This window comes from Acinetobacter sp. YH12046, assembly GCF_013419905.1.
Taxonomy (GTDB): domain Bacteria; phylum Pseudomonadota; class Gammaproteobacteria; order Pseudomonadales; family Moraxellaceae; genus Acinetobacter.
On the sequence record NZ_VOZF01000001.1, the window covers coordinates 268,455 to 289,333 of the forward strand.

Below are 20,879 nucleotides of genomic sequence, written 5' to 3' on the forward strand. Positions count from 1 at the left end.
AACTTTTTGAATCTGTTCAATCAGTCATAACATGACTATTTTACTTTACATATAAATGATTTTGAGCAAGTTCGATTGAGATTGCTCCAACATTACCTGCGCCTTGGGTTAATAACAAGTCATTTGCTTGCAATACCTTTTTCATCACCTGGCTCAGGTTCCCCTCAACCGGATCAATCAGGATTGGTTCAACTTCCCCACGTAAACGGATACTACGTGCCAATGCGCGGCTATCTGCACCTACAATTGGCTTTTCCCCTGCCGGATACACTTCAAGTAAGAGCAGCTGATCAACTTGTGAAAGCACTTCTACGAAGTCATCAAAACAGTCACGGGTACGGCTGAAACGGTGCGGCTGGAACATCATCACCAGACGGCGATCTGGATGGCTGGCACGAGCGGCTTTAATAGTGGCTTCTACTTCTTTTGGATGGTGGCCATAGTCATCGACCAGCTTCACATCGCCGCCTTCAAGTTCGAATTGACCTTGTACCTGGAAACGACGACCCACACCACTAAAGCCTTCCAGTGCACGGCAAATGGCTGCATCAGATACGCCTTCATCCGTCGCAATACCAATCGCAGCCAAGGCATTGAGTACATTATGCAGACCCGGCTGATTCACAGTCACACGTAGCGGCTCACGATCTTTACGTAATACGGTAAAGTGGCTGCGCATACCTTCCTGTACAACATCGACAGCACGAATGTCATTATCTTCATTAAAACCATAAGTCAGTAATGGACGACCAATACGTGGCATGATTTCACGGATATTGGCATCGTCACCACACACAACCGCTAAACCATAGAATGGCAGTTTTTGCAGAAACTGGATAAAGGTATCTTTTAAAACATCGAAGCTACCGCCATAAGTATCCATATGGTCAGCATCGATATTGGTCACCACGGCAGCCATTGGTTCTAGATACAGGAATGAGGCATCTGATTCATCGGCTTCTGCCACGATATAACGACTTGCACCCAAAGCGGCATTCACACCGGTACGGTTTAGCAAACCGCCGATCACATAAGTTGGATCCAGATTTTCTTCTGCCAGCATACAGGTGATCAGGCTGGTGGTTGTGGTTTTACCGTGAGTGCCTGCAACCGCGATCCCGTGACGGTAACGCATCAGCTCACCCAGCATTTCTGCACGGCGGACTACCGGTGTACGGGTTTCAAGAGCCGCCTTGATTTCCGGGTTTTCCTTATCAATCGCGGTAGATACCACGATGACATTGGCACCCTTAATATTGCTGGCTGCATGGCCGATATAGACCTTGATACCATTTTCTTCTAATTGAGCCGTAGTTTTAGAGGCCTTGATGTCTGAACCAGAAACTTTATACCCCTGGTTTTTTAGTACTTCCGCGATCCCGCACATCCCTGCACCACCAATCCCTACAAAATGGATATGCTTGATCCGGCGCATTTCCGGGACTTTAATTAATTTCTTTGCTTGGTCTGCTGGGGTTACTGGAGACATAATTTACTCGGATTACAATTCTTGAATTAAACGGACCACATGCTGGGTCGCATCGGGTTGAGCCTGACGGCGTGCTTTGATCGCCATTTCCATCAATACCTGACGGTCAAGCATCGGCTCTAATAAGGTTTTTAAACTGTCTGGCGTCAAAGTAGCCTGCGGGCAGATTTTGGCTGCCTGCTGATTGGCCAGGAATTTGGCATTCGCAGTTTGGTGATCATCAACCGCACTTGGTAGCGGTACAAAAATCGCAGCTACACCAGCAGTTGCAATTTCAGTAACTGTCAGTGCACCGGCACGGCAAATGACCAGATCGGCGTCGCTATAAGCTTGAGCCATATCTTCAATAAACGGCTGAACTTCAACCTGCAAGGAGGCGGGTTTGTCTGCATAACGTGCGCGCGTTGCTTCAGCATGATTTTGACCACACTGATGATAGACATTTAACGGTACATTCAACTGTTTCAAGGCTTCCGGCACACGTTCATTTAAGGCTTGTGCCCCAAGTGAACCACCAACAATCAGAATTCGTAGCGGCTGGCCAGCTTTTTCCCGCTCCTGATAACGCCAGGACGGATTTAAAATTTCTGTAATTTCTTTACGTACCGGATTACCGGTGGTTACTACTTTATCTTGTGCCGGGAAAGTATCAGGAAAAGCCTGACATACCGTTTTAGCGACCCGTGACAACTGGGTATTGGTAAAACCCGCGACTGCATTTTGCTCGTGAATAATTACAGGAATACCCAGGATCCGCGCTGCCAGACCACCCGGTCCTGCCACATAACCGCCAAAGCCTGCAACAGCTTCGACTTTGAGCTGTTTCATATGCTTCATAGCACTAAGAGTGGCTTTTAAAATTTTAAACGGGGCCAAGACTTTACGCACAAAACCATTGCCACGCACACCTTGAATATCGATTTGATAAATTGGAATATTATGGTTTTTTAATAATCGGTTTTCCATGCCCGCTGGTGTTGCCAACCAGGACACTTCAATTCCTTGTTGTTGTAGATCTTTTGCAACGGCTAACGCTGGAAACACATGTCCACCCGTACCTGCGGCCATCATCATGACATGTTTAGGCTGTTTTTGCTGAGCGTCGGTCACGGTCTAATTCTTCAATTAAAAAATGAAACAGGAGGTCTAATTTAAGTCATCAATTGTAATCACAAACGCTTGCCCTTGAAAGTTTATTTACCTTATTTCAACAAGCGTTTCATTGTTTTTTTCATACTAATTTGAAGTTTAAACTAGTTTTATTATAAGGTCTGCATTTTTCCTTAGACTTAAGTGAAATATAAGCATAATTTTTGAATATTTTTCATTTAATCTTTTTATAGTCATTCCCTAAATCTATACATTTTTCACTATTTACTGGCTATTTTTCCATTTAATTCATCCTATTAACTTATGCCTAAATCATATAAATCTGAATAAAATTTTATGTTATCCCTATCTCTATATAATTTTTTTCAAATTGATCCGCCTATTCCTTAACTGGACTCAAGCATTATAGATGTCAAAAATATCAATTCGTGATCTATGGATTATTTTAGCCGGTTATCTGGCGGCCCTGCATGTCGGCAAACTGTCTGCTATTATTCCTATTCTGCAACAGGATTTAGGCTTAAGTTTTACGCAAGCCGGGTTTTCCCTATCTTTAGTACAAGGGGCCGGGATGCTATTTGCCCTTTGTATTGGTGCTTTTTCGGAAAAAGTGGGTTTAAAGCGCTGCATGATTTTGGCGTTAATCATTTTAGGACTGAGCAGTATCGCTGGCCTTTGGATTCAGCATGCCACAGCCTTATATTTCTTCCGCTTTACCGAAGGGATTGGATTTTTAACTATTTCCTTGTGCGTGCCTGCAATTTTAAAACGGATCAGTCGGCCTGAAACACTGAATTTTAAAATGGGACTCTGGAGTTCCTATATGGGTGTCGGTGTCAGTCTTGCTGTTTTTAGTATTCCTGTTTTACTCGAATACCTGAACTGGCAGAATATTTGGGCTATTCTCGGCAGTCTATGCTTGATTATTGCAGGCATCATTAAACGATACCTGCGAATAGATTCAATGGCATTTGCATCTAACACAATTCCTCAACCAGTACCGTCAAATACTTCATTCTGGCAGATTGTCAAAGTTACCCTTACCCATCCACCCATTCTGTGTTTAGCTATTATTTTTGCCTGTTATACCAGTCAGTGGATTACCGTGACCGGGTTCCTGCCCAGCATGTATGTCGAACACGGCATTGATTTAAAAGTTGCAGGCGTTCTGGTTTCAATCGTGGTACTTGCCAATCTGGGCGGCACTTTTGGTGCAGGTATGTTGTTACAACGTGGCTGGAAACCCAAGACGCTATTCAGTACCGGATTTACAGCCATGCTGTGCAGCAGCTTTCTGGCTTTTGCAGCCAGTTCATGGCTCATGTTCGACTTACAGTTTATAAGTGCTGTACTGTTTTCACTGATTGGTGGAATTATCCCGACCACTGTTTTTGCCATTACTTTGCAGCATGCCCCGCGTGCCAATGCCGCAGCAGCCAGTGTGGGTCTGGTTTTACAGCTTTCAGCCTGTGCTCAATTTTTTGTGCCGCCTTTGAGCGCAGCACTGGTTTCGACTACACAGAATTGGGCTTATATCGCGGCAGTTACCGCCAGCCTCTCTATATTAGGAATCTTAATGACCCTGCTTTTATTCAAGCATTATGCCCAATAAAAAGAGCCTCAGACGAGGCTCTTTTTTATTATTGAAAGCTTAGGCTTGACCCAGACCGGCTTCCAGTACATCAAACAGGTCATCTGCAATGGAGGTACCAAACTGAGTATCAATTTCACGGATACAGGTTGGACTGGTGACGTTAATTTCAGTGACATAATTGCCAATCACATCCAGACCGACAAATACCAAACCTTTTTCTCTGAGATAAGGCCCCACTTGCGCTGCAATGGCTCTATCATTCTCAGTTAATGGACGTGCTTGACCTAAACCACCTGCTGCCAGATTGCCACGCACTTCACCATTTTGCGGAATACGGGCCAGACAATACGGTACTGGTTCGCCATTGATCATCAGGATACGCTTATCCCCTTCTACAATTTCAGGAATATAACGCTGTGCCATAATCGGCTGGTTACCATTGTTGGTCAGAATCTCAATGGTTGAGCCAATATTGATACCATCCTGATAGAGACGGAAAATTCCGGTGCCGCCCATACCATCCAATGGTTTTACAATCACATCAACATGCTCTTTTAAAAATTCACGGATCAGGCTTTGTTGCGACGTTACCAAAGTCGGAACTTGCAGGTGCGGGAACTGAGTAGCAAACAGCTTTTCATTGCAGTCACGCAGGCTTTGCGGTTTGTTGATAATCCATGCTCCTTCACGTTCTGCCTGTTCCAGAATATAAGTGGTATAGACAAAGTTCATGTCGAATGGCGGATCTTTACGCATCAGCACCACATCATAAGCCGCAATCGATTCTTTTTTCTTTTCACCCAGTTCGTAGTAATGGTTATAGTCTTCAAATACCTGCAAAGGCGAGATCAGACCAAAGGCCTTACCTTGGTCGATATATAAATCTTGCTGTAATGCATAACCCAGTTCATGTCCACGGCGTGCAGCTGCCCATAACATGGCCATGGTTGAATCTTTTTTCAGGTTTACATTTTCGATGGGATCCATCACAACAAGTACGCGCATGTCTCTGTGCTCTTTCTTAAAAATACATTAGCAAGGAGTATAGCCTGTGCAGTTTCTTTTGTTTATGGTGATTTTGCATGACTAATTTTGTATAAATGCTTAAATACTTTAATCAACAAGAGCATTTATCATGCAGCAGGCAATTGTCGGCTTTCATCTGGATGAAGAAAATCATTGGGTCGCTGAACTGGCCTGTGGTCATGGTCAGCATGTGCGGCATGATCCACCTTGGCAAAACCGTCCTTGGGTCATGACCGAACAAGGCCGTAAAGAAAAACTGGGCGTCTTATTGGACTGCAAAAAATGTGAAATACACGAGGATTAATATCTTCTAAATCAAATCAGTATATATACTCACCCTGAGTATTTTATCTCGTTTAGAAAATTGATTAAAACCTGAATAAAAATAATAATACCTTGCTTATAAATGCATTATCTTTCAACTAAATACATCTAATTTTATGATTTAACGATTATTTTTCGAAATCATGGTTCCCAGCATAATAATAAAGGTACTGACCCCGCCAATCAGTAAGCTCATCAGAGCAATTTCCAAAGTGATCTTATGATGCCAGCTCTGATCAGGAATCCAGGGCAAATTCAGATTTTCCCCAAAGATAAAGTTAATAGTACATATAATCAGAAAGCCAATCGTTGTAGAGATCAGTAAAGTCACCACCAGGTTTTTCCACATCTTGTAGCCTACCAGCATGACAATAATGGCTAAACCTACCACCGTTATAATCGATATAAATAAAACACTGTTCCAGTAATCCATTCCTAGTACTCTTATTTTAAATCAATTAAAATTATGAAATTCTTATAATTAATTACGTAATGTTTATTTCAATATAGGCGGATTACAATTTGTAAACAATGACCATAACTACCTTATTCATTTTATTTGTAAAGGGACTTTATGGGGGGTAATTCATTCTTTAATGAGTTTCTTTTAAAAATATTTTTCTTTTTAGATAAAATAATTTTGATCAAGATTTATATATTGAGAAGAATATTTATATAAAATTTAATTTTGAAGAAGATAATATAACTTATCAAATTTAAAGTTTATCCAGATCAGAATTTCTATCTTATTATTTATATTTCTTTTAAATACAGTCGCCTGAACAGAATCTTTCTTCCCATAAAAAGTAAAGCCTTAGATTACTAAGGCTTTACTTTTTATCTGGTGAATCAGGTTTTAGATTCCGTATTTCACACGATAAGCTTCCATTTTCGCCAATGCTTCGCTATCGCCTTTTGCATCTAGGTAATTCATTAAATCTTTCATGGTAATTAGTGCATGTACTGGAATTTCCAGTTCTTTTTGTACTTCCTGAATAGCAGATAATTCACCTTGGCCTTTTTCCTGACGGTCAAGAGCAACCAGTACACCAGCAATTTGCGCACCGGCATTTTTCAGGATAGTGACCACTTCACGAATCGCAGTACCGGCTGTAATCACATCATCAATGATCCAGACTTTTTTCCCTTCCACTGAAGCACCGACCAGCACACCACCTTCACCGTGATCTTTGGCTTCTTTACGGTTAAAGCCCCATGGCACGCTGACGCCATGATTTTGCGATAGTGCCACTGCTGTAGCTGCTACAAAAGGAATGCCTTTGTATGCTGGTCCAAAAATCACTTCAACATTGTCACATTCAGTTAATTTTGCAGCATAGCCAGAAGCCAGTAGTGACAAGGCTTCACCATCATTGAGCAAGCCAGCATTAAAAAAATAAGGACTCACACGTCCTGATTTTAAAGTAAACTCACCAAATTTAAGCACACCACGTGATAATGCGAGTTCGATAAAAGCTTGCGGGTTAAACTGAGCTGGCGTTGACATGAGGTGCTCCTAAATCCATTAATTAAGGGTAAGACTTGCGCATGATACCAAAGAGTAGCTATCCAGGTGATCAAAAAATTCTTCGTGTCGTTTCAATTAATGTCAACGGTTTACGTTCCTCTGTCAGCAAGGGCTTGCTAGAGTGGATCGAACAGTCTGATGCCGATGTGATCTGCATGCAGGAAAGCCGGATCACCCATGCGCAGTGGACTGATAAATTTAAGCCTGAAGGCTGGTATACCCACCTGTTCCCTGCCGAGCGTCCAGGTTACGCGGGTACAGCGATTTACAGCCGTCTGCCATTTGTTTCCATTACTGATGGTCTGGGTTTTGAACTGGCTGATTCTCAAGGCCGCTTTATCTCGGCAGAATTTGACTTGGGTCTGGAAAAAACAGCGCATATCTGTTCGCTGTATTTACCTTCAGGTTCTTCGGGCGATGAAGCGCAGGCACGTAAAGATCACTTTCTGGAAGAGTATAAAAAGATCCTGAAACAATGGCGCGATGAAGACAAATCCATCATTGTCTGTGGTGATTACAATATCGTGCATAAACGTATCGATATTAAAAACTGGTCTGGTAACCAGAAAGCATCGGGCTGCTTGCCGCATGAACGTGCATGGTTGGATCATATCTATGATGAACTGGGTTATGTCGATACGTTCCGCGAAGTCCGTAAAGAAGCCGAGCTATATTCCTGGTGGTCGAATCGTGGTCAAGCCCGCGCCAAGAACGTGGGCTGGCGGATTGACTATCAGGCCTGCTCACCGGACTGGAAAGACCGTACTGTAAATGCCTGGGTCTATAAAGATGAATGGTTTAGTGACCATGCACCCGTGATTATTGACTATAAAATCTAAAACTGACCGAAAGATTGAGTGAACATTCGTTCACTCAATTAAGGTTTATTACCTACACTACATGACGTATTTTCAGGTTTATCTTCAGACCCTAACAGCGCATGATACTCACACGGCACAGGGATATGTCAGGATGACACTATAAGGACAGGACGCCGTAGGAAGAAAATAAAACAAACTATCAGATTTAGCTTGTTTTTCATGGATGTGACAACGGACGTTGTATTGAGACCCGCATAATCAGGATGATTAGATGCGGGTTTTCTCATTTCAGTACCTTCATTTTTTTCTTATTCTTAAACTTTACCATTTACTTTTTAATACCCATTCTGCTCTTAAACGATGTCAATCGAATGACATGTCTTTTAAATATTGCTTAAAAACAAGCTTCTTGGAAGCACATAGGCGATCGGCATAAATTCAGCTAAGCTAAGCCATCAATAAATAAACTGTTTGGGATACAGCGAGCATGCTCAAGATTTATGGCATTAAAAACTGCAATTCGATGAAAAAAGCTTTTGATTTACTTGATGAACTGGGATTGGCTTACGAATTTCATGATTATAAAAGACAGGGAATTGACGCGGATACTGTTAAAACCTGGCTAGATGCTTTAGGTCAAGATGTGGTACTGAATAAGAAAGGCACCACCTGGCGTAAACTTACTATTGAAGAGCAGGAAAATTCCCTTGCCAGTGAAGATAATCTGATTACCGCCTTAACTACTCATACCAGCCTGATCAAACGTCCGGTATTACAGACTGCAACTGGTTTTATCGCTGGTTTTGATGAAGCCGCTTATCAAAAGCTAAAAGACTAATCATCCCAGATGAGCTGGAAGAATAAAAAAAGCCTGACTTCTGTCAGGCTTTTTTATGGTAGTTTTTAGAGAACGGTCATGATCTATTATTTGGCACGAATCCAGGTTTGGTTACGACCTAAAGCAGACACGCCGATATAACCGCGCAGCTCAAGCTTCTTGCCACCATCTGTCAGGTTGCCTTTCAGCTTATAAGTTTTACCAGATTTTGGATCTAGGATCGAACCACTGTCATAGCTGGTTCCGCCTGTATTTTTCAGGCCTTTCACAATCGTTAAACCTTTCAGCGATTTATTGTGATACGGACCTTCACATTTTGTACAAGCATTTTCTTCACCCGGTGTTAATACCGATTGGATGCTTGCAGATAATGTCCCATTTTTTTGCTCAGTAAATTTTACTATAGCCTTTGGTTGTTTGGTTTCGTCGTCAATCGTTTTCCAAACGGTACCATTTAAAGGATCTGCAGCATTGGCCAGCGCAGATAAGCCGAGTAGTCCTAACATTAGCGTAATTTTTTTCATTTTTCTTCATTTCCCTAGTCTGAGATAGACCGATGTAGTATTAAAAAGTCACAACATTTTTGCAATTTTTACCTGTGACTATTTAGTGTAACCTTGTAAATATTGTTGGTAAATAATCTACATAATCAATAAAAGCAGAAAAAGATGGAAAGAAGATGAAGATGAGCCCCGTGACGAAACAATTAATTACAGAAAGTCTTTTAAAAGCGACCATCCGCGCGCCTAGTCGGTTCAATCTTCCTCCAAGCTCCTTACGGGTCGCACTGGAGCAGATGTGCAAGATTTTTCCGCAAGATAAGTCCGTACAAATCCGTTCACTCCGACTGGCGGGTATACATGCCGAGGAAATCAAGCCGCAACAGGAATCCAGCCAGCTGATTTTTCATATTCATGGCGGTGCTTTTTATCTCGGTTCCTTAAATACCCATCGTGCCTTTATGACCCAGATTGCCGCTCGCACCCAGATGCAAGTACTGCATATTGATTATCCTCTGGCACCTGAATCTGCTTATCCTGAACCTTTGGAGGCCCTATTTGATGTCTATAATCTGTTATTAGATCAGGGCATTCAGGCCAAGGATATTATTCTGTCCGGAGATTCGTGTGGCGCTAATCTGGCATTGGCATTGGCACTCAAGTTACAGCAGGAAGACCTACCACAGGTGAGTGGACTGATTCTACTTTCCCCTTTCCTTGATCTGACCCTGACCAGTGAATCACTACGCTATAATCAGAAACATGATGCCCTGCTGTCGATTGAAACCCTCAAAACCGGGATTCAGTATTATGTACCGAGTGCAATGGATCGTGGCGATCCGGAAATTTCCCCATTTTTTGCCGATCTCCGTGGTTTGCCACCGATGCATATACAGGTGGGATCTAAAGAAATTCTGCTGGATGATGCCACACGCTTCAAGGAAAAAGCGGAACAGGCTGGTGTCGAGGTTGAATTCAAGATATATACCGGGATGTGGCATAATTTTCAGATGTTTAGTGCCTGGTTTGAAGAGGCCCGACAAGCGCTGGCGGATCTTTCAGAATTTGCTCATCGTCTAGATCAAGACTAGAAATTTAAAAGAAGCCATAAAAAAGGTCAGCAATTGCTGACCTTTTCTGTTCATTGATTATCTATCACTTTTTAGATCTGGCTGACCTGCGCCATCGCAGTTTCAATTGCCTGCTGTTTCGCTACATCACCCATATTGACGCCTTCAGCACGAATTACGTGCACATCAGTTACGCCAGTAAAGTTAAATACAGTTTTCAGGAAAGCTTCCTGGAAATCGACTGGGCTTTGTTCGCCATAAACACCACCGCGGCTACTGGCAATATAGACTTTCTTTTCACCTGCCAGACCCACTGGGCCATTTTCTGTATATTTAAAGGTACGTCCCGCCACACTAATGCGGTCAATCCAGGCTTTTAAGGTAGAAGGTAGACCGAAGTTATACATAGCGGCCCCAACCACCACGATATCCGCCTGTAAGTACTGCTGTAAAATCTGTTCTCCTAAAGCCGCCTGCTCAAGATTTTGACCCATCAAAATTTCGGCAGTTAAATGTGGAATCGGCTGTGCAGCCAAGTCCAGATATTCAAGCTCAACAGCCTCACCATGTTTCTGTTGAAGCTGTCCCACAATAGCTTGAGTCAACTGACGGGAAATAGAGGTATCACCTAAAATACTGGAATCAATCTGTAAAATTTTCATTGCTTAATCTGGTCCGTTCATTGTTCGGGAATGGACATAGCTTAATAAACTTTAAATAATGAAATAATGGGTTTAAATAAAACACTTCATTGCGTATTTAGAACAATAAATTTCCAGCTTAATTTTTCTCCTTTTTTTAATTTTTGATAAATATTACTGATTATCAATGAATTAATTTTATGTTATATTTCTGTAAATAATTAAAGCAATATTTTTCCATCTTTTAAAAACTTAGCAATAACAATAAAGGTCAGACCTGTTGTATGAAGCGAATGTCAGCAGTATTACAAAAATTCCAGAATCATCGACTCAAGAAATATCTGATCGAAGATGAAGTAGTGATGAACTGGGGGATTTTGAAAAAGTGTATCCTGATGCTGGCACTTGGCTGTGGCATACATATCAGCTGGCTAAGCTGGGACCTGTTTGTCCTGTCACATCCGCAATACTGGCAGCATGTCCATATTGATGTCGTTCGTTCAGAGATTCACATGAATGGCCTATTTTTACTGGCGCTGGTTCTTCTGATTTATCCCTGTTATAAATTTCAGGGCAATGCACTGATAGAACGATATTTTCCCTATCTGGCAGTGGGTATCTTTGTGGTTTCCCTGTGTCGGGATGCATATATCGTGGGCGTGATCAGCCCGGTAGCCACGATTGCCTATGTCTGCCTGATGACGGTAGGTCTGGTCCTGTTTCACCGGAGACTGGTCTATAGCATGCTGATTCCGGCCTCACTGTTTCTGGTGACTTGTGCCTATCTAAGCTTTAACCAGCAACTGCCTTATTCGCCACTCTTCAATATTCAGGATCAGTTTTTCCATAATAGCTTCTGGCTATTATCAATGCTGTATTTTATCCTGCCAATTCTTGCTGTCTGCATGATTTTATTTGAAATTTTACTCAGTCAATGGCGCTATCGCGAACAGCTAATTAACCATCTCAGCCAGATTGATCCTCTGACCAATCTATTTAATCGCCGTAGCATTAATCAATGTCTGGACCAGCTAAATAGTACTGCGACTTTTAATTATGCCCTGGTGCTGCTGGATCTGGATCATTTCAAAAAGATCAATGATTACTATGGACATCACAAGGGCGATGAAACACTGGTACAAGTCAGTGCGGTACTAAACCAGCAATTGCGTGAGAGTGATGTGGTGGGACGGTTCGGCGGTGAGGAATTTATTCTGGTCCTGAATAATTCCAGCCTGGAAAAAGCTCAGCAGGTTGCAGAGCGTTGCCGAAGCGCGATCCAGCAACTACAGATTTTTAGTGATGAAGGACAATTGATCCCAGTGACGGCCAGCTTTGGCATTGCTATTTCAAAACCTGAATTACGCCCGCAACAACTTTTAAGCCAGGCCGATCAAGCCCTTTATCAGGCCAAAGCTAGTGGACGGAATCAAGTGAAATCTTATCTGGAACCTTTGAAAGTTCAACCAGCCTGATATTTTTATCGGCCTTATTCACTTTAAAGCATGTACCAGAAAAGCCTTAAAGTGAATGCTAGAGCTGCTCTAAACGCTGTAGCTGTGCCAATAACTCTGCTTCACTAAATGCACCTGTCAAACGTAAGCTGCGAAGCTCCTGCTGCTTATTATCAAGAAATAAATAAGTCGGTGGTCCCAGAATTTCCCATCGGTTAAGCAAAGCCTGATGCGTAGCATCATACTGACTAAGATCAAGCTTGATCAGAAAATAAGGAGCTAAGGCCTGCTGGACAGCAGCTGCCTTTAATACTTTATGTTCAATCGGCTGACAGGCCACACACCAATCAGCATAGACATCAATAATGACCTTCTGCCCTTTCGGTACTGTAGCCAGTAATTGTTCAAATTCAGTGGCCGTTTTTGCTATATGCCAACTCGCCTGTTGTTGGGCAGTTTCAACAAAAAAACGCTGACTATGCTGATACTGACTATATGTAATATAAGGCACAGCGATAGCCAAACAGATGATATAGAGCCAGCGCAGTCCGGTATTTTTCCAGAATAATCGTGCCAGAACATAAACAACAAAGCTTAAGCCCAACCCTAGCGACAGCCACTGCAATGCAGCTTCTGAAATCAGCGGACGAATAAAATACAAGGCCAAAGCCAGCATGATGAAAGCAAAGAGTACTTTTACCTGATTCATCCAGTGCCCGGCTCGGGGCAGGATGCGTGCCCCCATAATACTGGCCAGCAGCAACGGGGTACCCATACCGAAACCCAACGTAAATAACAGCACTGCGCCTTGCCACTGGTTCTGAGTCTGGGAAATAAATAATAAAGCACCGGCTAATGGTGCCGTCATACAAGGCCCAACCAGCAAGGCAGAAACAGATCCCATGATCGCAGCGCTAACTAGAGTTCCCCCTTGCTGCATCGCCTGAACCCGGTCCAGACGCTGCGTCAGACGCTGTGGCATTTTAATTTCAAACAGGCCAAACAGGTTGAGGGCAAATACCACAAATAATGCACTAAATGCCATCAGGGTGGCAGGTTGCTGTAACCAGCGTTGAAAGTTGAGTCCGGCTGAAGACGCGATCAAGCCCAGTACCGCATAGACTGCGGCCATACTGCTTACAAAGCTTAGGGCAATCATCCAAGCTTTGATGCCTTTGCTATCACGAACAATCAGTGAAGTTAAAATTGGCAGCATCGGCAAAGAGCATGGCGTAAATGCCAGCAAAATACCCAAGCCAAAAAATAACAATAATCCATAAGCCAGCGAACTTTCAACGAGACGTGCAGACCATTGCTGATCCTGTGCTGAGTCGCTGCTGGATCGTGTAGAAATGACTTCAACGATTTTACTGTCTGTATTTCCTGATTCTAGATCATCAGCAGAATTTTCCAGAATTCGATTGTGCTGTGAGGAAGAGCTACTTAGATCCAGTAACCGTTTATTACCCGAGCCAGTAGATTCATATTGCACCAGACCGGATAAGTCAGTCTTGAATTCAATGGTTTGGGGTGGGTAACAAAGCCGGTCTTTGGCACAACCTTGCCAGCTGACCTGATACGTTTGACCCGCCTGTGTCGGAATCTGAACTTTTAATTGCTGATAATAAACCTGGGTATGACCATAGTTTTCATCATATAGATCTTCAGCGGGTGGTAATTGCAAGGTCATCGGCTGACTTCCCTGCTTTAGCTCTACCTTATGCTGATAAAGATAATAGTTTTGTGGAATTTCCCAGCTAAGTTCAGTCTGTTGCTGAGTGACTGAACTGATACTCAGAGGAAAAGCCTGCTCAGGCGACAATAAGGGCGCTTCTGCCTGAGCAATATTGCTAAGCAACACTGTGCCCAATAAGACTGGAGAAAATACTTTTCTCCCGATCTTAAACTGAAGTGCTTTGGTCATATCGAAATAAGAGCAGCTTAGAATAGGAACGATACGCCCAAGCCTGAGAAGTAACCTTTATTCTGGCCTTCCAGATCCACCCCGATACTGGCATCAAGTTGTACCTGATCATTCAATGCATACATGACACCAGTGCCTAGCGCATATTCATTATCCTGACTTTCGGCTTTGCGATAAATCAGTTCCGAATAACCTGACCAGCGCTCAGCAATCTGATAGCCTAAAGCTGGAATCGCAGTAATTGCCCAGTTGCTATCCTGCCATTCATAACGCATGGTCAGTGCAGTATTCACCAAATCATTATATTGATAAGCAACTGCTGAGCTCAGGCTATAAATATCTTCTTCATTACTAAAATTAGCATTACCTGTGGCAATAATAGCTTCAGCCATCAGCGCCATACTGAGTTTTTCATCATCCAGATCAATGGCTTTTTTCAGGCCAATACTGACATCGCCTAAACCATCATCCTCTTCAGTCTGACCATTGAACTTGGTTTGTGACCAGGCCGGACCAGCCCAGCCTAAACGTAATTCCAGATCATCAGTCAAACCGGTACGCAACAAGACGTCGGCATTTAAAGTGGTTTGTTTCAGCTTGCTTCCATCCACAGTCGCTTCGCTATAAGAGAAACTCGGTAAACCCTGTTCCCAAGCTAACTGACCCACTGGCACGGTACTGGTACCCAAACCTTCACCTGGTCGGTCAAATTCAACTGCAGCACAAAGCTGTGCACTTACACCCGTCAGTGCCATCAAACCCAATATTCTTAAAGTTGTCTTCATCTTGTTGGAGCTCTTTCTTAAAATTTAATGTAATTCCTTGGTCATTTTTGCGCCATGACTACGCAATAATTCTAGGGTTTGTTTTTCTTCTTCCAGTGCTTCTGCCCAGTTAATTTCATCAAAATCACAATCAAAGAATAAATCACTAATCGATGACAGAATGGTTAATCCTTCTTCATCCTTGCTGTTTGGATTGACTTTTTCTTCTAATAGGCGCTGCACTGCAGGTACACAGGCTGCACTGGCCGCATCCCAAAGCGGGCCATAAACTTCTTCAGCATCCCAGAGATGCAGATTCACTTTGGCCTGGATCAGCGCTTCCAGAATCTGTAAATGTACATCCAGACGTTGCTGTTTTTCTTCGGCAGTTAAGGGACTGCCCGCTTCATAAGCTTCGCACACTTCTTCCCACCATTTGAACAGGCCATCTGACCAGATGGAAATAACTGGGCCTTTTTCCAGATCAATAAAATTCGGGTTAAGTCCATCTGCCAAAAGCTGTTTGACCTGACCCAGATTAAGTTCTTCGAGTGCTTGCACAAAAAGCTGTTGTTGCGCAGTTAACATGATGGAGCTCACTTCAAATTCGTTTTTCACTATTATGCCGAATAAAGCGGGATTTGTTTTGTTCTCATTCGTTTATTTTATCTAAAATTGAAAAAAGCCCCGTAGGGCCTTTTTCATCTGCGAATTATTTATTGTTCTAGATCTGTACCTGTATCTTCTTCCGCAAGTTTTAGCGGAGTGCTACGTACGTTATCTTTTTTCTCAATCACATGTTCCAGACTGCGTTTTAAACGGTCAATGGCACCATGAATAGCAGTATCAACATTATGACCATGATGGTTCACGACAATTGGCTTCAAGCCAGCAGGACGTGCTTCGATCATGCAGCGAATATCGTCATCGCCTCCTTTGGCGGCATTTTCATCGCTAAGATGCACTGAGAAATGGGTAATACGCTCACTGTGGCGCTGAAATTCCTGATTTAATTCGGTACGAACGTAAGTAATTAGACGATCACTATTGCGAATGTTTTTATCGGTACGGAGTTCAATGTTCATAAAATACCATCCTCAAATCATTTTAACTTTTTAGTGCAGAATTTTTATCTTGGCACGTGTATAGCTTGCTGTTTTATATTGCATTTCAAATCTTCAAATCGCTTTGGATAAAACCCTCCAGATTGAATGATGAACACATTTTTGAGTCTGCAGAACCGTGTTCCTATACTTCGAATATCGGTCCTCTCTTGAAAATATGCAAGTGATATTTTGATTTTTTTAGCAAAAGGACAACCGATCGTGACAACTGCTTACTGGATCGTGATTGACCTTCCAGATTTGGAACAATCGAAATACTATTCACATGACCTTCCCAAAATTAAAGCAGTCTTTGCCCTGTTCATAAAAGATCTATGTAATTACTTTAATCAGCTTCAAAATTGAGTCTCAATTCTTAAAATTAATTTAAATATAAAAATTTAACTCGCTTCAAATATCCTATAAACCTTCTTCTCCCAATATCTCAAATTATCATCAGCTCAGGACGATGAAATATTTCTGTCAGTGATCAATTTTGACTTTATTTTTACTTATTAATCTGTAGTATCCTTAAGCTGCTTTCTCGGGGGAGATATTTAAATGAAATTTACACAAATCGCGGCACTTTGTGCATTGGCTTCAACAGCAGCTTTCACTCAGGCAGCAGTTTGGCAGGATTTTAGTTTGACAGGCCTATATGGCGAAAATTATGCACATCCTGTAGGTATGGTTGATGATTTAGAACAATCCACTATTACAGCTGAATATGCAGCTGGTTTAAAATATGGTGATTTCTTCGCCTTTGCTGACCGTACTAATAATGATATTAGTGGTAATGAAACTTACTTTGAAGTTTCACCACGTTTAAGTTTAGGTGCTGTCACTGGTCAAAAGCTTGAGCTTGGTCCAATTAAAGACGTACTTATTGCGACTACTTGGGAAGGAAATAGCGGCAGTCTTGACTTCAATAATTACCTATATGGTATTGGATTTGCTCTAGATGTTCCTTATACCAGCTATGCAAATATCAACTTCTATAAAGCTGATAATGATAAAGGGTCAGAAGATGACTATCAGATGACCATTACTTATGCCGTTCCATTTAAAATTGGTAGTGAAGAATTCCTGGCAGATGCTTTCCTGGATTGGTCAACAGCTGAGAAAAATGGTCATGCAAGTGAATTAAACTGGACTTCTCAATACAAATGGAATGCAGGTAAACATATTTCACCTGAAACCAAATTATACTTCGGTATTGAGCATTCAGTTTGGAACAATAAATATGCAATCAAAGGTTTAGACGAACATAATGTCAGCGCATTGGTGAAATACCACTTCTAAGTTTTTAGAATGAATAAAGCAGAACCTTGGTTCTGCTTTTTTATTGCCTAAATTCAAGTTATGGTTAGATATTCTCTTTCTTTTTGGCATCTGCTTATGAGCTTTGTTATTCGTCCTGCTCAAATTCAAGATCTGGAACAGATACTCCCGATCTACAATGCTGAAATCTTATACGGAACCTCAACCTGGAATAGCACGCCAAAAACGATCCAGGATTTTCAGAACATGCTAAGTGAATTAAATGCTCAGGGATTTCCTTTATTGGTGGCTGAGCATTCAGCGTCCAAGCAAATTGCAGGTTATGCGGATTATTCTACTTTTCGACCCATTCAGGGCTTTAAACACACTGTTGAACATTCTGTCTTTCTTCATGCAGACTTTATTGGGCAAGGTCTGGGTAAAGCTTTGATGCTCAAGCTGATTGAACATGCGCGGCAAAATGCTATCCATGTTATGGTTGGTGCCATTGACCATGAAAATCAGGCATCAATTGCCTTACATGAGAAATTAGGCTTTAAACAAACCGGTTATATGCCGGAAGTTGGACAGAAATTTGGACAATGGCGTGATCTGGTATTGATGCAACTCAACCTGAATTAAACCAAAATATTTTATTTTTTATGTAAAACTTAATCTAATTAGATCAATAATCTGTTAGAAAAATTGCGTAGAGATAAAATTTTCTATTAAAACCAGAATAATGTCAGTTGAGTAAAATTATGAATAAATGGTTTATCTTTATCAGTATTCTCCCCCTGAGTGGTTTCAGTTTCGCCAATTCAGACTTTGAAGCTGAACTCCGATCCGAATGTGCCAAGGTGAAAAGCTATGCCAACTCGGGAAGAAAATTTTATGATCAGAAACAGTATCAAAATGCGCTAGGACAATTTCAACAGCAAGCTTCCTGGTCTGCCTTTTGTGCAATGCATAGTGAAAATAGCGGTGTATCTTTTTCCGAGAATGCCATTACCACTGCTTTTAATAATGTTGGCTTAAGCTATTTTAAATCAGGAAAGCCACAATGGGCACGAGCCTGGTTTTCAGTCTTTCCTCAGGCCAAAAGCAGTCAATTTAATTTAAAACAGCTTCCTCCTCCGCAAAAAACTCAAAACTTGGCAGGCATTTATATACGGCATGCTGGCTTCGGTCACTGGAATACCATTCAAGTCAAACGGATTAAAAATTCTTATCAGATTCATTTTAATGGCCTCTATATGGGACTAAATAGCATGATTTATGGTCCAAATATAGGTGAATTTGAAACCACAATGCCTGTTAATAAAAATCAAACGACCTATCGATCAGATGACTGCAAAATTAATCTCAATTTTGCTTTTGATCCTAAACAGGGACAACAGGTGATTTTAAAACAGGACAATGGCAGTTCAGGTTGTGGCTTTGGACATAATGTCTATGCAGATGGACACTATTTAAAAGTTGAGTCTTAAATTGAGTTGTTAAAAAAGCCCGCGATTGCGGGCTTTTTAATAGATATTAGCAGCAAATCATTTTAAACAACGATATCCGCCAGATTACCTTTCTGTTCCAGCCAGTCTTTACGGTCACTGGCACGTTTTTTGGCCAACAGTTTATCCAGTAAACCTGAAGTCAGGTGCACATCATCCAGATCCAGTTGCACCAGACGGCGAGTATTTGGATCCAAAGTTGTTTCGCGAAGCTGGCTGGCATTCATTTCACCTAGACCTTTGAATCGGGTGATCTGCGGATTCTTAGTTTTACATTTTTTCAGGATGCCTTCCAGTTCATCTTCATCCAGCGCATAGTGCACATCTTTAGCATCATCGATACGGAATAGGGGTGGCATCGCCACAAACAGATGTCCTTCTTCGACCAGAATCGGGAAGTGTTTTACAAACAGCGCACATAACAAAGTCGCGATATGCAAGCCATCCGAGTCGGCATCGGCAAGAATACAGATCTTGCCATAACGCAGTTCAGACAGGTCATCTGAACCTGGATCGACGCCAATCGCGATTGCAATGTTATGCACTTCCTGAGAGGCCAGCACTTCATCCGAAGAGACTTCCCAAGTATTTAAAATTTTCCCACGAATTGGCATGATCGCCTGGAAATTCTTGTCACGTGCCTGCTTGGCTGAACCACCCGCAGAGTCCCCTTCCACAATAAACAGTTCAGACTGATCCAGATCATGTCCAACACAATCTGACAGCTTCCCAGGTAAAGTCGGACCAGCGACAATCTTCTTACGTTCAACTTTCTTGGCTGCTTTTAGACGGCGACCCGCTTTGGAAATGGCCATTTCTGCCAGTTGCATAGCGATGTCTGAATTCTGGTTTAACCATAGCGCAAACGCATCTTTGGCAATATTCTGCACAATGCCGGAGGCTTCACGGCTAGATAAACGTTCCTTGGTCTGACCAGAGAATTGTGGCTCCTGGAATTTCAGTGACAGGATATAGTTCACCCCATCCCAGACATCTTCTGCAGACAGTTTCATATTCCGTGGCAACAGGTTACGCAGCTCACAGAACTCACGCATGGCATCGGTCACACCTGAACGTAAGCCATTCACGTGAGTACCGCCTTGTGCGGTTGGAATCAGGTTGACGTAGGATTCCTGAATACTTTCTCCACCTTCCACGTTCCAGCAGATGGCAAATTCTGCACTGGCACGCTCAGCATCACCTGTCGCCACAAAAGCAGGAGCCGGAATGATTTCACGGTCTTCCAGCTCGTCCATCAAATAGTCAACCAGACCATTTTCAAACTGCCAGGTGATCTTTTCATCATTGATCTGGTCGATATAGTTAATTTGCAGACCAGCAGCCAATACCGCTTTGGCTTTTAAGTTATGTTTTAAGGCTTTAAGCGCGAATTTTGGAGAATCAAAATATTTGGTTTCCGGCCAGAAATGAACAGTTGTCCCTGTGGCACGTTTCGGTGCCTTGCCTTCCAGCACTTCTAGTGGTGCAGTCGGTTCACCATTTTCAAAGGCCATTTTATACAGGTTGCCGTGACGCTGAACTTCAACTTCTACGCGGCTAGAAAGCGCGTTGACGACCGAGATCCCCACCCCGTGCAGACCGCCAGAAAATTGATAGTTATCAGTACTGAACTTACCACCGGCATGCAATTTGGTCAGGATAATTTCAATCCCGCTCTGACCATATTCCGGATGAATATCGACGGGCATACCACGGCCATTATCTTCAACCGATAATGAACCATCCTTATACACCGTGACCGTGACTTTATTGGCATGTCCCGCCAGTGCCTCATCGACCGCGTTATCAATCACTTCCTGCGCCAAGTGGTTTGGACGAGAGGTATCGGTATACATGCCCGGACGACGACGGACCGGATCTAGACCAGATAAAACTTCAAGAGATTGAGCCGTATATTGAGACAC

22 protein-coding genes are annotated in these 20,879 nt (G+C 42.4%); 10 read left to right on the forward strand and 12 right to left on the reverse strand.

Annotation, left to right across the window (positions count from 1 at the left end; all coding sequences use genetic code 11):
• Positions 1-40: 40 nt before the first annotated feature.
• Both murC and murG read right to left on the reverse strand, forming a co-directional pair.
• The gene (gene murC, locus FTU03_RS01220) at positions 41-1,489 is read right to left on the reverse strand and encodes a UDP-N-acetylmuramate--L-alanine ligase (RefSeq protein ID WP_005232692.1); all 1,449 of its coding nucleotides are present in this window, start codon (positions 1,487-1,489) and stop codon (positions 41-43) included.
• Between the two features lie 12 nt (positions 1,490-1,501).
• Positions 1,502-2,599 carry an undecaprenyldiphospho-muramoylpentapeptide beta-N-acetylglucosaminyltransferase gene (murG, locus tag FTU03_RS01225; RefSeq protein WP_159123787.1) on the reverse strand — a complete coding sequence of 366 codons (1,098 nt, stop codon included), beginning with the start codon at positions 2,597-2,599 and terminating at the stop codon, positions 1,502-1,504.
• Positions 2,600-3,008: 409 nt separating this feature from the next.
• On the opposite strand from murG, the gene FTU03_RS01230 reads away from it, so the two are divergent.
• Entirely contained in the window at positions 3,009-4,211 is a 1,203-nt protein-coding gene (locus FTU03_RS01230; protein WP_179991917.1) for a CynX/NimT family MFS transporter, read from the forward strand.
• Between the two features lie 39 nt (positions 4,212-4,250).
• On the opposite strand, the gene gshB is transcribed toward FTU03_RS01230, so the two are convergent.
• Positions 4,251-5,198, reverse strand: a complete 948-nt coding sequence (gene gshB / locus FTU03_RS01235; protein WP_159124190.1) for a glutathione synthase — start codon at positions 5,196-5,198, stop codon at positions 4,251-4,253.
• Between the two features lie 130 nt (positions 5,199-5,328).
• On the opposite strand from gshB, the gene FTU03_RS01240 reads away from it, so the two are divergent.
• Positions 5,329-5,523, forward strand: coding sequence for a DUF3565 domain-containing protein (locus FTU03_RS01240; protein WP_004781474.1), 195 nt, complete (start codon positions 5,329-5,331; stop codon positions 5,521-5,523).
• Between the two features lie 141 nt (positions 5,524-5,664).
• Here FTU03_RS01240 and FTU03_RS01245 read toward each other — a convergent pair whose 3' ends face one another.
• Both FTU03_RS01245 and pyrE read right to left on the reverse strand, forming a co-directional pair.
• A complete protein-coding gene (locus FTU03_RS01245) occupies positions 5,665-5,976 on the reverse strand; it encodes a hypothetical protein (protein ID WP_159124191.1) in 312 nt (103 codons plus the stop codon).
• Positions 5,977-6,399: 423 nt separating this feature from the next.
• Positions 6,400-7,050 carry an orotate phosphoribosyltransferase gene (gene pyrE, locus FTU03_RS01250; protein ID WP_125279724.1) on the reverse strand — a complete coding sequence of 217 codons (651 nt, stop codon included), beginning with the start codon at positions 7,048-7,050 and terminating at the stop codon, positions 6,400-6,402.
• A 41-nt stretch (positions 7,051-7,091) separates the two neighbouring features.
• Here pyrE and FTU03_RS01255 point away from each other — a divergent pair, with 41 nt between their 5' ends.
• Both FTU03_RS01255 and FTU03_RS01260 read left to right on the forward strand, forming a co-directional pair.
• The gene (locus tag FTU03_RS01255; RefSeq protein ID WP_159124217.1) at positions 7,092-7,910 is read left to right on the forward strand and encodes an exodeoxyribonuclease III; all 819 of its coding nucleotides are present in this window, start codon (positions 7,092-7,094) and stop codon (positions 7,908-7,910) included.
• Between the two features lie 469 nt (positions 7,911-8,379).
• The gene (locus FTU03_RS01260; RefSeq protein ID WP_179991916.1) at positions 8,380-8,730 is read left to right on the forward strand and encodes a Spx/MgsR family RNA polymerase-binding regulatory protein; all 351 of its coding nucleotides are present in this window, start codon (positions 8,380-8,382) and stop codon (positions 8,728-8,730) included.
• Positions 8,731-8,816: 86 nt separating this feature from the next.
• Here the strand turns inward: FTU03_RS01260 and FTU03_RS01265 are convergent, their stop codons facing one another.
• Positions 8,817-9,254, reverse strand: a complete 438-nt coding sequence (locus FTU03_RS01265; RefSeq protein WP_004781465.1) for a DUF2147 domain-containing protein — start codon at positions 9,252-9,254, stop codon at positions 8,817-8,819.
• A gap of 155 nt (positions 9,255-9,409) precedes the next feature.
• Here FTU03_RS01265 and FTU03_RS01270 point away from each other — a divergent pair, with 155 nt between their 5' ends.
• A complete protein-coding gene (locus tag FTU03_RS01270; protein WP_179991915.1) occupies positions 9,410-10,321 on the forward strand; it encodes an alpha/beta hydrolase in 912 nt (303 codons plus the stop codon).
• Between the two features lie 71 nt (positions 10,322-10,392).
• On the opposite strand, the gene FTU03_RS01275 is transcribed toward FTU03_RS01270, so the two are convergent.
• Positions 10,393-10,962: an FMN-dependent NADH-azoreductase gene (locus tag FTU03_RS01275; protein WP_179991914.1), complete on the reverse strand. Its 570-nt coding sequence runs from the start codon at positions 10,960-10,962 to the stop codon at positions 10,393-10,395.
• A 263-nt stretch (positions 10,963-11,225) separates the two neighbouring features.
• Between FTU03_RS01275 and FTU03_RS01280 the strand changes: the two genes are divergently transcribed.
• A complete protein-coding gene (locus tag FTU03_RS01280; RefSeq protein WP_166137488.1) occupies positions 11,226-12,416 on the forward strand; it encodes a GGDEF domain-containing protein in 1,191 nt (396 codons plus the stop codon).
• 58 nt (positions 12,417-12,474) lie between these two features.
• Here FTU03_RS01280 and dsbD read toward each other — a convergent pair whose 3' ends face one another.
• From dsbD to FTU03_RS01300, 4 genes are all read right to left on the reverse strand, one after another.
• Positions 12,475-14,319 (reverse strand): protein-disulfide reductase DsbD, encoded by a 1,845-nt coding sequence (dsbD, locus tag FTU03_RS01285; RefSeq protein ID WP_179991913.1) that lies wholly within the window; start codon positions 14,317-14,319, stop codon positions 12,475-12,477.
• 17 nt (positions 14,320-14,336) lie between these two features.
• On the reverse strand, positions 14,337-15,104 hold the full coding sequence (locus FTU03_RS01290; protein WP_179991912.1) for a transporter: 768 nt from the start codon (positions 15,102-15,104) through the stop codon (positions 14,337-14,339).
• A gap of 24 nt (positions 15,105-15,128) precedes the next feature.
• Positions 15,129-15,671 (reverse strand): ankyrin repeat domain-containing protein, encoded by a 543-nt coding sequence (locus tag FTU03_RS01295; protein ID WP_004781453.1) that lies wholly within the window; start codon positions 15,669-15,671, stop codon positions 15,129-15,131.
• A gap of 128 nt (positions 15,672-15,799) precedes the next feature.
• Positions 15,800-16,168 (reverse strand): HPF/RaiA family ribosome-associated protein, encoded by a 369-nt coding sequence (locus FTU03_RS01300; RefSeq protein WP_005232722.1) that lies wholly within the window; start codon positions 16,166-16,168, stop codon positions 15,800-15,802.
• 240 nt (positions 16,169-16,408) lie between these two features.
• Between FTU03_RS01300 and FTU03_RS01305 the strand changes: the two genes are divergently transcribed.
• From FTU03_RS01305 to FTU03_RS01320, 4 genes are all read left to right on the forward strand, one after another.
• Positions 16,409-16,552 carry a hypothetical protein gene (locus FTU03_RS01305; protein ID WP_179991911.1) on the forward strand — a complete coding sequence of 48 codons (144 nt, stop codon included), beginning with the start codon at positions 16,409-16,411 and terminating at the stop codon, positions 16,550-16,552.
• A 195-nt stretch (positions 16,553-16,747) separates the two neighbouring features.
• Complete coding sequence (locus FTU03_RS01310; protein ID WP_179991910.1) at positions 16,748-17,488, forward strand: outer membrane protein OmpK; 741 nt, start codon at positions 16,748-16,750, stop codon at positions 17,486-17,488.
• Between the two features lie 96 nt (positions 17,489-17,584).
• Positions 17,585-18,088, forward strand: coding sequence for a GNAT family N-acetyltransferase (locus FTU03_RS01315; RefSeq protein ID WP_179991909.1), 504 nt, complete (start codon positions 17,585-17,587; stop codon positions 18,086-18,088).
• Between the two features lie 119 nt (positions 18,089-18,207).
• Positions 18,208-18,936 carry a hypothetical protein gene (locus FTU03_RS01320; RefSeq protein WP_179991908.1) on the forward strand — a complete coding sequence of 243 codons (729 nt, stop codon included), beginning with the start codon at positions 18,208-18,210 and terminating at the stop codon, positions 18,934-18,936.
• Between the two features lie 62 nt (positions 18,937-18,998).
• Here FTU03_RS01320 and parE read toward each other — a convergent pair whose 3' ends face one another.
• The gene (parE, locus tag FTU03_RS01325) at positions 18,999-20,879 is read right to left on the reverse strand and encodes a DNA topoisomerase IV subunit B (RefSeq protein ID WP_166137506.1); all 1,881 of its coding nucleotides are present in this window, start codon (positions 20,877-20,879) and stop codon (positions 18,999-19,001) included.